This window comes from Psychrobacter sp. ANT206, from assembly GCF_056880555.1.
Genome location: NZ_CP096271.1, coordinates 2,763,736 through 2,776,738 on the forward strand (window position 1 = coordinate 2,763,736; position 13,003 = coordinate 2,776,738).

At 43.5% G+C, this 13,003-nt stretch carries 6 protein-coding genes; 4 read left to right on the forward strand and 2 right to left on the reverse strand.

Annotated elements, in window-relative coordinates; translation table 11 throughout:
* The first annotated feature begins 140 nt into the window (after positions 1–140).
* The 3 genes from M0221_RS11510 (at position 141) to mutY (ending at position 5,807) form a co-directional block, all read left to right on the forward strand.
* A complete protein-coding gene (locus M0221_RS11510) occupies positions 141–3,203 on the forward strand; it encodes a DUF2339 domain-containing protein (RefSeq protein ID WP_483283875.1) in 3,063 nt (1,020 codons plus the stop codon).
* A gap of 156 nt (positions 3,204–3,359) precedes the next feature.
* Positions 3,360–4,316, forward strand: a complete 957-nt coding sequence (gene ylqF / locus M0221_RS11515) for a ribosome biogenesis GTPase YlqF (RefSeq protein ID WP_181210664.1) — start codon at positions 3,360–3,362, stop codon at positions 4,314–4,316.
* Between the two features lie 243 nt (positions 4,317–4,559).
* Positions 4,560–5,807, forward strand: coding sequence for an A/G-specific adenine glycosylase (gene mutY / locus M0221_RS11520; protein ID WP_483283876.1), 1,248 nt, complete (start codon positions 4,560–4,562; stop codon positions 5,805–5,807).
* A gap of 113 nt (positions 5,808–5,920) precedes the next feature.
* Here mutY and M0221_RS11525 read toward each other — a convergent pair whose 3' ends face one another.
* Complete coding sequence (locus M0221_RS11525) at positions 5,921–6,823, reverse strand: acyl-CoA thioesterase (protein ID WP_020444398.1); 903 nt, start codon at positions 6,821–6,823, stop codon at positions 5,921–5,923.
* Between the two features lie 244 nt (positions 6,824–7,067).
* A complete protein-coding gene (rapA, locus tag M0221_RS11530; protein ID WP_483283877.1) occupies positions 7,068–9,956 on the reverse strand; it encodes an RNA polymerase-associated protein RapA in 2,889 nt (962 codons plus the stop codon).
* A gap of 708 nt (positions 9,957–10,664) precedes the next feature.
* Between rapA and M0221_RS11535 the strand changes: the two genes are divergently transcribed.
* Positions 10,665–12,977, forward strand: a complete 2,313-nt coding sequence (locus tag M0221_RS11535; RefSeq protein WP_201531909.1) for a sensor histidine kinase — start codon at positions 10,665–10,667, stop codon at positions 12,975–12,977.
* Positions 12,978–13,003 lie beyond the last annotated feature (26 nt).

Consider the following 13,003-nt stretch of genomic DNA (forward strand, 5'->3'; position numbering starts at 1 on the left):
CGTGTTGGCCGCGTCACTCTTGTGCTTACAATCAAATAGCGTCATTATCACTCAATGGACAGACAGATTGAGTGGGAATGATGCTATATTTTTTGATGGGTTCTTTAGGTTGGCTGGTTGTAATTACTTTAATAGTAATTATGATTGCTCTTTATATTAGGCTACATCAGCAATTGGCACAACTGCGTCAAGACATGGCGCAGCTAAAGAGCGAGCTTGAGCAGCAAAAGAATACTACCACTGCTATAGAAGATGCTGCTGTAAAAAGTATATTTGACATCGAATTACCTAGTGATAATGCATTGTCATCAACAGAAAAATCAATGCCGCCCCCGTTACCACTTAGTGCTTTATCCTCTAATCCTCTATCAAATAACTTTGTATCAACATCTGCAAAACAATCATCAGTTTCCAATAGTCAGCCTTTGACCGATAAATCCGCTAATGCGCCGATAGAACCTGACGAGCACTCATTTCCTATTGTTACCTCACTTCTTTATTCGATTCAAAACTGGTTTTTAGGTGGCAACCTAGTAGTGCGTGTTGGAGTATTGGTTTTACTAATCGGCGTGGTTCTACTGCTGCGCTTACTAAGTGACTTAATCCAAGTGCCTATTGGCGTCAAGCTAACAGTCATTATTATCATAGGATTAGGGCTGGCAGGATTAGGCTTAAAGCTGGCGGCAAAACGCTTTGCGTATGGTATAAGCTTGCAAGGTACTGGCTTAGCCATTGCTTATTTGACCACATTTTTTGCCTATAGTGTCTATCAGGTGATTGGTAGTCTGCCAAGCTTTATAGCGCTTGGCATATTATCAGCAGTCACGGTCGCTTTAGCGGTACGCCAAAACGCTTTTCCTTTGGCATTATTAGCATTATCCGGTGGATTTTTTGCACCGATTTTGACCAGTCAAGATACTGGCAGCTTAACGATACTCTTTAGCTATTACTTGTTATTAAATATTACCATTGCCATTATTGCCCATTATCGCCCATGGAAGGTGCTCAATTTATTTGGCGCGAGCGTCACATTTGGTTTGGCATACTACTGGGGATTGACTGAAAATTTAGCGGTAATTATTGATAATCAGCGTTGGACGTTGGTATTACTCGTCGCGCTACATGTACTGCTGTATCTATTCGTCGTCATTCGCTATGCACAGCAAATCATTGCTTACAATGATACTATTTCTTATGACAATAGTGACGCCACTACCGTTATGGCTACTGATACCGACCAGACTGCTGATATTAAGAGTCAGCATGCCAGCTATGTGTTTCCTATTGATATTGGGCTACTGTTCTCTGTACCGCTAATGGCATTTGGTTTATTTTCAGCGTTACTGTACGATATCAATCACGCTTTAACCCTCACTAGCGCAGTTTTAGCAGTAATTTATTTGGGGCTTGGTTGGACGTTTATTCAGCGCAGTCAGCGTTATGCATTGATTATGGAAGGGATGCTGGCATTAGGCTTTGGCTTTTTGGCATTAGTGATTCCGCTGGCATTAAATGCAGAATGGATTGCCTTCGGCTGGTCGGTTCAAGGATTAGCATTGGTATGGTTTGGCAGGCGTTCTCTTCGTGCATGGTCAGTATTATTGGGTTTAGTATTGCAGCTAATTAGCATTGGTATGTTATCAAATACCTTTGTCATTACCCTTGATTACTATCCAACGCTCGCATTAACCATTTCTGCCATCAGTGCAATTGCCAGCGTCTTTATCTTACGTGCCAGCAATTCGCCTATTTCATTACCTATTTCATTACCTATTTCATCGCCTATGACAGCGACGCAAGGCTCAATGCCATCTGTCCACGATTATGAAAATCAGCTTAACGCCAATAATACGCTGTCCGAATACGGCAAAGCGTTAGGCCTTAGCGAGACAGCAACTCAGCAATGGTTTGAAAGTATCAACAACCAAAGTATCGCGTTTAAAATCATTTGGCAACGTCCTTCTTTGATACGGCTGTTAACGCTCACTGCGGTGGGTTGGCTGCTGTATGTGTTAGTCCTCGATTTTGACCAATGGCTTGCCAACTGGCAATTGGCAACATCGACGCTTATTGCCTTAGCAAGTGTCGTTACCATGATTATTTATCATTTTATCAATCAATATCGTTCATGGCGAGAAATCAGACAATTTAGCCATGGTATGCTGCTGTTATTTTATGCGATGCTGATCTTACAACTGCCACAACAATATGAATTTGACTATCAATGGACAGCCTTTTATTGGCCGATATTTACAACGTTGTTCATTGGCTGGCTGATTCTTGGTCAATTATGGCTAAAGACGTGGCATAACAATGCTAATAACGACAACAATAACGGTGCAAAATTAAAAGGTCACGATAGTGCAAGCTGGCTTGGTACTGGCATTATAATTTTGGCTGAGGCTGTACATTATGAATTGCCCGATTCAAAAGGCGTGATGACCATCCTTGTGCCGGTTGCGCTTATGCTAGCTGGGCTCTGGTTGACGTACCGTCAGCAAAATAATAATCTGACGAAAAATTCATCTTCACCGCCCCCTATGTATTGGTTTGACTGGCAACGTGCACTATTAGGTTGCGCCAAAATATTTGTGCCATTAACACTGTGCTGGGTCATTTTCACCAATTTCACCTATGATGGCGTGATTTGGGGACTGCCCTATTTGCCCCTGCTTAACTTGTATGATGTGACGTTGTGGCTGGTGTTGTTTTATGGATTGGGCATTTATTTATTGCGTCAACGTGGCGCGCACTCGCAAAATTTATTTAGCGCCATTCGTAAGAGTGACACGTTGTTGATCGTACTAGCGCTGATTAGCTTTTGGATACTCTCTAGTATGCTGGTCAGAACGCTGCACGCTTTTATTAATACACCGCTGTGGATAGCGGAATTATATGATTACCATACTGGCGGCGCATGGGATAGTGAGCAAGTGCAAACGGGTCTGACGATTTTATGGACGCTACTGGCATTGGTCGCCACCATTATCGCCAGTCGTTACCTCCAGCGCGCGCTTTGGTTTATGGGCATTGGTTTATTGGGTATTGTGGTCTTAAAATTGGTCTTAGTTGATTTGTCACAGACCGAAGCGATTTGGCGAGCGATTTCTTTCCTTGGTGCGGGTAGCTTGATTTTATTGATTGGTTATTTGGCACCGTTGCCACCAGCGCGTGATGGAACAGCAGAACAGGTCGAATCATAGTTTCTTATTAGAGCAAATTGAAATTATAGCGTAAGCAATGTTAGCATTATTACTTTTTAGCATCCGTACGCGGCTTATGTAGTAAACTGAACACCATGAAAAGTAAATGACGATCGTCTTACTTTGAGCATTTTTTATAAAAGGTTATGAAAGCAGATGGATAAGAGAGTAAGTATTCAGTGGTTCCCTGGGCATATGAACAAAGCCCGCAATGAAATCAAAGAAATTATGCCGCAGATGGATGTGGTTATCGAAGTGATTGATGCGCGTATTCCTTATAGCAGCGAAAACCCGATGGTCGCTGCATTACGTGGTGAAAAACCGGTCATCAAAATCTTAAATAAAGCTGACCTTGCTGATCCTGAGCTGACCCAAGCATGGATGGACTATCTTGAGCAGCAAAATGGTGTTAAAGCCATTGCTTGCGATACTGATAAAGCCAATGATGTCAAACGTATCATTGCTATCTGTAAACAACTCGTCCCCAATAAAGTTGGTACCGGTCGCCAAATCAAAGCCATGATTATGGGCATTCCAAACGTCGGTAAATCGACTTTGATCAACACTTTGGCTGGGCGCGCCGTGGCTAGAACAGGTGATGAGCCAGCGGTCACCAAGTCTCAGCAATTGATTAAACTTGATGACGATATCATGCTTTATGACACGCCCGGCATGCTGTGGCCAAAAGTTGAAAACGAAAACTCTGGCTATCGTTTGGCGGCGACAGGCGGCATTCGTGATACGGCGTTTGATTTTGCGGATGTTGCCGGTTATACCGCTGAGTATTTATTAACCGCCTATCCTGAGCTGCTAAAAACCCGCTATAAAATTGAAGAACTGCCTAAGACCGATTGGGAGTTCTTTGAAATAGCTGGTCGCAATCGTGGCTGCGTGCGCGCGGGCAATAAAGTCGATACGTACCGGATGTCTGAAATCCTAGTGAATGAGCTGCGTAGCGGTAAGATTGGGCGTATCACTTTGGAGACGCCTGCTATGACTGAGGCTGAAGAAGTTGTCGTCGCTGAGCAACGTATCGCGTCAGAAGAAAAAAGAGTCGCTAAAGAAGAAGAGAAACGCTTACGTCGCCTTAAAACGCGGAAGAATCGGAAGTAGATACTAATTAACATAGCTCGTAGGGTGCGCCTAGCGCACCTGTTTTATCTTTATAATTCACCTTTAACTTATCTGAAAATCCTCACAATCTCACTTGGCAAACAATACAGTTAATTGCCATTTTATCCAATGATGCTCACAACTAAGCTCACCTACTGTTGTCTTGTATCAATCGTATTACACCCCATAAATAACTTTAATCCCAAATTTTATATATCCCTGTTAAATTTACAAGGAATACTCTTGCATACTCAATTTTCTCACTCATTAACTTCTTTAGACGCATTCGCACCCCGCCTACTAGATTGGTTTGCCGAAAACGGTCGCCACGACTTACCTTGGCAACAGCACCAGACCGATACGCCAAACCCTTATATTGTTTGGCTATCAGAAGTCATGCTACAGCAGACACAAGTGACCACTGTGCTGCCCTACTTTGCCCGTTTTATGGACTCCTTTCCGACAGTGCAAGATTTAGCAGCAGCAGAATGGGACACCATCGCGGAGCATTGGGCGGGACTTGGCTACTATGCGCGTGCACGTAATTTGCATAAAGGCGCGAAGCAATTGGTCGCTGTGATTGACGAATCTGGCGACTTTCCGCAAACCTTGGCAGGTTGGGAAGCGATATCAGGTGTTGGTCCTTCGACCGCTGGGGCGATTATGTCAATGGGCTTGCATCGTTATGGCGTCATCTGCGATGGCAACGTTAAACGTGTCTTGACGCGTTGGGCAGCAATTGATGGTGACATCACTAAGTCCGCGACGACTAAAGAGCTGTGGGCATTGGCAGAGCGTTTAACGCCTAGAGAACAATCAGGATTGTTTGCGCAAGCGATGATGGATATGGGTGCAACTTTGTGCACGCGTAGTAAGCCTGCTTGTCTACTATGTCCACTACAAGATGATTGCTTAGCGCATGCGCAAGGTCGTGAAACGGACTATCCAGTCAAGGCGAAGAAACAGCCTAAACCGAGTAAATTTAGTAATGCACTGCTTATTGAAAACGAAAATGGCGAAATACTTTGGTTACAGCGCCCTGATAATGGCATTTGGGGCGGACTGTGGAGTTTGCCGCTAGCATTTATAGAAAAAATTAGCGGAAAAGTTGCCGTGAAGGATGCTGACAAGAATAAAAATAAGGAACCAATTGCAGCGAATGATAATCAGCTTTTAGAAGTAGCTAGTAATGAAAAAATATACGAGACAGAATTTACTACTGCTGAGCAAATTATTAATGAGTGGTTAGATAAGAATCAATTGGTTACAAAATCAATCAGCAACACATTACTCGATGATTCGCCTATCAAACATTCATTGACCCATTTTCATTGGTATTTAACCCCGCAATCAGTAACTTTAAACGATAAACAGGTGACTGAGATAACCGAAGCCTTGCAATCTGCACAAATTAATATTAATTGGTTAAACGCTGATGATGCACAAGCAACGTTAGGATTGCCAAGAGCGATGGTGAAAATTTTAGAATAGGATTACATATATAATCACTAAAAAATCCGCTTAAAATAACGATTGTATACGCCATAAAAAAGCGACTCAGAATAATTCTAAGTCGCTTTTTTTATTTATAGCAATATAAAAACTTAAGACTTCGGCACTCGCAAACGCATTAAGCCTTCTTGTTGTACGGTCGCGACCAACTTCCCATCTTGCCAAAACTGACCATGATTGAGCCCCATCGCATTGGATGTCGTATCACTCCACATGTCGTATAACAGCCAATCGTTCAAGTCAAAGTGACGATGAAAATGCATTGAATGATCGATACTAGCAGCTTGCAAGCCGCTGGTCATAAAGCTAATACCATGTGACATCAGCCCCGTGCCAACCAAATAAAAATCAGAGGAAAATGCCAATAATGCTTGCTGAATCGCGACGGGTTGATTGCCAAGCTCGCGGATACGCAGCCAGTTCGCTTGCTTAGGTTTCATTGGTTCCGGATGGATCGGGTCACGCGGTTTCACTGGTTTAATCTCGATATGACGACGGCGCATAAAACGAGATTTTAATGCCTCTGGGACTTTACCAACATAGTCTTCTTTTAGATCCTGCTCCGCAAGTAAGTCTTCAGGCGGTGGATAGACAGGCATATCTTCTTGATACTCTAAGCCCTCTTCCATCGGTGAAAAAGAGGCAATCATAGAAAATATCACTTGCTCAACCGGCGGCTTACCACGTACTTGCTTATACTGAATCGCCGTTACTTCGCGCGCGGACAAACTACGCCCATCACGTAAGCGGCGCACTTGATAAATCACCGGCTGGTTGATATCACCGCCGCGCAAAAAATACCCATGCAAGGAGTGACAAGGCTTGTCTTCATCAAGCGTATGCGCTGCTGCCATGATCGCTTGTGCGAGCACTTGCCCACCAAAGATACGGGCACCGACATAGTCATGGCTTTTACCTTCAAATACATCAGGGCTGACTTCGATGAGCGCGACGGTAGCCAATAGCTCATCTATTAGTTGTGAATAATCAGACATGACGATTACTTTCCTTATTTTTATCAATAACGCCAAGCATCTAGATATAAGCGCCAAAGAATATCAAGACGATATGGCTTGAGCCGATATGGCGTTTTAATTTAAATAATATGAAATCAATAGCAGTAATATACAAGATAAATCTTTAGATGAGCAATAAATGGATTATCGAAAACTCATGATAAAAAGTCATAAATAAAAACGAGATGCTTAAATACACCTCGTTTTTACTATTGTATTAAATTTATGGTTTTACTGCCACCAATACACGGATAGAATCTGGCACCAATGACAAGCCCGCCAATGCTTGCTCGCCTTGTAATTTTAGCTGCTCTAAACGCTCAATCTCTGCTGGACGTACGTTTGGATTGATAGTTTGTAGATGCTTAAGACGTTTGATCTCACGCGACCACTGCTGGCTAAAGCGGGCACTTGCTTGCTCACCAATCTCAGCCAACTGCTGACGAGCAATATCTTCCGCTTCATAATAACGCTGCTCGATGACATCGCCGCGTACTTTAATCACTTGGCGGGCACGGTTTTTATCTAGGCGCTCAATGTGCGGCATGATCATATCGGCACTGATACGCGCTGACAAATCGCTGCCCTGCTCACTGATAAAGACGCGGATATTTTGCGTGCTCAAGGTTGCAGGCAAGTTAAGCAGTTTTGGCGCAATGGCTTCAACGCGGAAATTCACTTCTAACATCACCATGCCCTGTGGTACCGCAGCACTTTTTAGCATTGCAACCGTGGTATTACCAAAGGTGCTGGTACTTGCTAGCTCATAAATCGCCTGCATCAATGGATGTTCATGAGTAATAAAAGCAATATCCTCACGTTGCAGCGCTTGCTCACGCTCAAAAGTCAACGTCATACCGTCTTCATCACCGAGTGGCAGACCATCGATATAATCACTAATCTCAGTGCTGTCAATCGGTGAAATCACCCACGAGCCATCGCGTTGGATATTGTGCTCGATATTGGCTGAGGCAAAAAAGCGCTCGATAAACTGCGGCAATAGATTGTGCCCATCAAAATCGCGCATGGCATCAGCGATACGTCCAGCAACGCGCGGACGGCATGAGTTGTATTCTAATAAACGATCACGACCAGCTTGCAATTGTGTTTCAAGTCCCAGTCGTGTCTGTGCTGCTTCTGCGATAATATCTGCCAATATTGCACGATTGACGTCGTTATCGGCACCCTCAAGCATCGGTTTTAGTTCTTGAATATACTGCTCTTGTACGCTCTGCGCTGTTGGTGAGATCTGATTGAACATATTTAGCGCATTGTTATACCACTGATACAGACGCTCTTGCGCGGTACCTTGCACATAAGGTACATGTAGCATGATTTGCTGCGTCTGCCCAATACGATCTAGACGACCGATACGCTGCTCCAAGGTATCTGGATTGGCAGGCAAATCCCATAATATCAGCTGGCTTGCAAACTGAAAATTACGACCTTCCGACCCAATCTCTGAGCATAATAATATCTGCGCGCCTTCACTATCAGCAAAGAACGCCGCGGCTTGGTCACGCTCAAGCAAGGTCATCTGCTCGGTAAAGATAGCAGTCTTAATACCTGCATGCAGACGCAATACTGCTTCCAAGCTCTCAACGGTCGCACCACTACGGGCAATTAACAGTACTTTTTTGTGCTTAAGCTCACCCTTTAAGATATCAATCAGCCAAGGCACACGTGGGTCGTCTTCCAACCAGCCACCATCAGGTTGATTTTCTTCGCCCCATAGCTGTTCACGCAATTTACCATTGGTTTGATAGCTGTCGACCCATGCTTCAGGTAATGGCAGTGGATAAGGCTGGCTACTACGACCATAAAAACCTTTCACACTCTCACGGGTATTACGGAATAAAATACGTCCCGTACCATGGCGATCTAGCAATTCATTTAGGGCATAAGTACGGAGTTTTTCGTCTTCGTTAATCGTTGCTAATTCATCGATACTAATCGTCAGTAAACTGCTCAGTGCGGAAATTTGTCCATCACTTAAAGGTTTATCTTCTATTAATAGGCTGGCAACGGCTGCCGTTTCTGCAAAGGCATCTTGACCATCGATAAACTCATCCAAGTCATCAAAGCGATCTGGGTCTAATAGACGCAAACGGGCAAAGTGACTTTGCGCCCCAAGCTGCTCAGGTGTCGCTGTCAATAGCATGACTCCTGCCGTCTCTTCAGCAAAATCTGCAATGAGGTCGTACTTATCATTGCCGCCTTGCGCTTCATCCCAGTGCAAATGGTGCGCTTCATCGACGACCAATAAATCAAACCCTGCTTCCATCGCCTGATCATACAAGTCAGGATGGTCAAGGAGTAAGTCCATACCAGCGATGACACATTGCTCAGTCATAAAGACATTTTGCTCAGGGTCGTGCTCTTTAATCGCTGCGGTACGCACCAAATCGAACAAGGCAAAGTTGAGATTAAAGCGGCGGCGCAGCTCAATCATCCATTGGTATTGCAGACTGTCTGGTACAAGAATCAATACCCGCTCAGCTTTACCAGTCAGCAGCTGCTGATGAATAATCAAACCTGCCTCAATGGTTTTACCCAAGCCAACTTCATCAGCAAGCAACACACGCGGTGCGATACGTTTGCCAACTTCATGAGCGATATAGAGCTGATGCTCAATGATATCGACGCGCGCGCCCATCAAGCCTTTAAGCGGATGGCCTGCAAGCGCTGACTGCATACGCAAAATATCTTGACGCAAATCGTACCAATCACTGCGCTCAATACGACCTGCCAGCAGACGCTCAAGTGGTTTCGCCAAAGTGATATTAGCAGCCAGACGGGTTTCCATGATGGCTTTCTCGTGCTCATTTACACTGTACTTGAGCACGCCCATCACTTCTTCAACAGCATTTACTGTATAGCTCTTACCTGCCTGATCAGAGATACTATCGCCGACTTTAAACACCACACGAGATAACGGCGCAGAGTTTTTTGCATAAACGCGCGTCTCTTCACTTTGCGGAAATAAAATGTGCACACATCGGTCGTCTACATCGATGACCACACCTAAGCCCAGCTCGGACTCCGTATCAGATAAATAGCGTTGACCAACGGCGAATTCGGTGCTGTGCAATGAAGCGATAGAGATAGTCATAGGGCGATGTCTTTTTGTACTCAGATGATAAGAAAATAGGTAGTTTACGATGCAAGCCATGCTTGCTGGATCAGTCACATAGACGAACTGATAATTATTGGATATACGTTTATTCAATATACGGTCATTCAGTATATTGTCACGAGATATATCAGGCACATCAGCTTGTAAGCCAAATCCGTCGATAAAACAGATCATTATATAACGTTAGCGCTTAGATGAGTGCGTTAAGTTCACTTTTCAAGAGCAGATTTCTGCAAGATAAAGTCAAGGCTAAGCATAAGTTGGGCTTATAAACCAATAAGATAACGACTCGCAAGTAAACAAAAAATATTGTTATCGTAAAATTGTTACTGTATTGTTAAAAAATGCAATAGAACATCTCTCTTAATACCAAAGCTATTCAATTTAACTAAGTCATTAGACTTTTAGCTAACTACTACTTATATAAAAAATAGCATAGACCTCATAACCGTTATCGATGCTTTATCAGCGATTATGAGTATGCTATTGTCCGTAATAGTCCATTAAGTTATAAGTTAAGTTTATTATCATAATTTTAAGTTATGTTAACACTATTTTCAGTTGACGTTTATGACTAGTGTTAACAAGCTATTTTGATGAAAATTAACCATATATTTCGTTGTAGCCAATCCATCCCATTGGCAATTCTTTTTGTGCTCCCTACTCCCAAGGACAAATCCCGTCATGAGTGCCTCTAAAAAAGTTGGCTTTTTTAATCAAGTCAGTACCCAAGTTACCACTATTTTGTTCATTGCTTTTGCGGTCGTACTTGCGGTCGTTGTCTATGTCGTTGATAAAGAAGGCCATGATAAAATCCGTCTTGAGTCAGCAAAGCTGGTCGCTGAACGTGGTAATACCGCGGTTAATAGTATCTCAGCCGACATCAATCGTGTCATGCGTAGTGCCTTGCTGTTACAGCAAAGCGCGCAAACGCTGCCACCGCAAGAGAATATTTTGCAAGTCAGTACCGCCAATGCATTCGATAAACGCGACTATAACTTATTGGGTAGTGGCGGCATTTGGCCAGAAAAAGGCGCTCTTGGTGCCAATACTGCAACCCATCCGTTTTTGATGGTACGCCAAAACGGTGATTATCAAGCGGTACTAAGCGATCCAAACCCAACCAATCCTTATTATCAAGAAGATTGGTTTAGCGTCTTAAAACTACTCAAACCTGACAGCTGTATCTGGAACCATGTTCGCGCCAGCCAAACCAAAGGCGAGCTTGCCATGAGCTGCGGTGTCGCAATTGAGCGTGACAATCAGTTTTGGGGTGCCAGTACGGTCAACTTTACCCTAAACCAGTTGCAAGAGAACATCGTCAAGTTGAGTGAGAGCTCTGGTTCAGGCTACATTTTATTATTAGATAACAGTGATAAGGTAATCGCCTCATCTAACCCTGAACGCTTAAGCTATATTGATGAAGCAACCGGTACACCACTTGATATCAAACAAGTTATCAACTCTGACCCTGCTTGGAATCCAGTATTAAACTTCTTGGAAGCTCAGCGTAACGAGATTATCGAGCAAGTTGCAGCTAGCGTGTCACCGCAAGTTCAGCAAGTATTGAATACAATTGATAAAGCAGAAACAGGTGATTCCAAAGGTTATTATTTGGTCAACTATGCTGCTTACCTAAATAACGGTGAAAACAAGCAAAATGCTATGGATAGTCGCTTGCTACAAAGCTTTGAGCTGACCAATGATGACTTTTATAACGGCAGTCAAGCCTATGTCTTTGAGATTCCTGAAACCTATTGGAAACTTATCGTTGTCCAACCTGATGCTGAGATTAACGCCATTGCCGACAATTTAAGTGAAAACTTGATTAACTGGATTGCATTAGCGCTCCTTATCACCGCTGGTATTATCTACTTTATGCTAACTTTCTTAGCATTCAAGCCATTGAAAGAAACCACTGATAAAATTTCTTTGGCAGAAAACATCATTAATAACAAGCAGTACAACAAGCTAAGCTCAGTTAAATTCAAGACAGGTCGCAACGAGATTGGACTGGTAAACGGCTCTATTAACGACCTATTAGATCGTATCCAATCTAACGAAGGTAAGCTTGCCAATATTAACCAACAGCTAGAGATTAAAGTAGAAGAACGTACTGCTGAGCTGCAAGACACACTAAAAGAGCTGAAAAGCTCGCAGCTACAATTGATCCGTTCAGAAAAAATGGCAACGTTGGGGCAAATGGTTGCTGGTGTTGCCCATGAAGTAAACACGCCATTATCTTATGTACAGAATAACCTCGAGATTATCGGTCAGTTGACTGAGCAATACGAAGAGCTGATTGAACTGGTACAAGGTTTAAAAGGCGTTAAAACTGACGCGGCTTCCGATGGCAAAATTGATAAGTTATTAGCAGATATCGTCCGTGCTTCCGATGAAATTCAAGAAGATGATTTGTCCGCTGAGCTAAAAGAGCTGATTAAAGACTCGCTATTTGGCGTCGAGCAAATCACTGAGATGGTATTAAACCTACGTAACTTTGCCCGTCTTGATGAGTCAAAAGTGAAGACCATTGATGTGCGCGAATGTATCGAAGCCTCGCTGAAAATCGCGGGTAACTCTATCAGACATCAAGAGATTGTCACTGATTTTGCGCCGACACCTGAAATTAAATGCTCACCGTCACAGATTAACCAAGTCTTGGTCAATCTGCTCAATAACGCCGCGCAAGCCATGGGCGAAAAATCTGATGGCAAAATCGAAGTACGTACCCGCGCCGATGACAGCAATGTTTATGTTGATGTCATTGATAACGGTAAAGGCATGAGCTCAGAAGTGCTCAGTCAGATATTTGAGCCGTTCTTTACCACTAAAGGCGCAGGCGAAGGTACTGGTCTTGGTATGGCAATCAGTCAGCAGATTATGGAGCAGCATAATGGCGACATTAAAGCCGTATCGACTGTAGGCGTTGGCACAACCTTTACCTTAACGCTACCCATTAATAATGATCTGACAGAAAAAAGCCTAGCGGCATAATCGCTAGGTTCTGCTGTTATTTTAAT

Coding starts and splice junctions, on each gene's coding strand:
- rapA (WP_483283877.1), bottom strand. CDS start 9,956: ATGACTATCTCTATCGCTTCATTGCACAGCACCGAATTCGCCGTTGGT.
- M0221_RS11525 (WP_020444398.1), bottom strand. CDS start 6,823: ATGTCTGATTATTCACAACTAATAGATGAGCTATTGGCTACCGTCGCG.
- M0221_RS11535 (WP_201531909.1), top strand. CDS start 10,665: ATGAGTGCCTCTAAAAAAGTTGGCTTTTTTAATCAAGTCAGTACCCAA.
- ylqF (WP_181210664.1), top strand. CDS start 3,360: ATGGATAAGAGAGTAAGTATTCAGTGGTTCCCTGGGCATATGAACAAA.
- M0221_RS11510 (WP_483283875.1), top strand. CDS start 141: ATGATTGCTCTTTATATTAGGCTACATCAGCAATTGGCACAACTGCGT.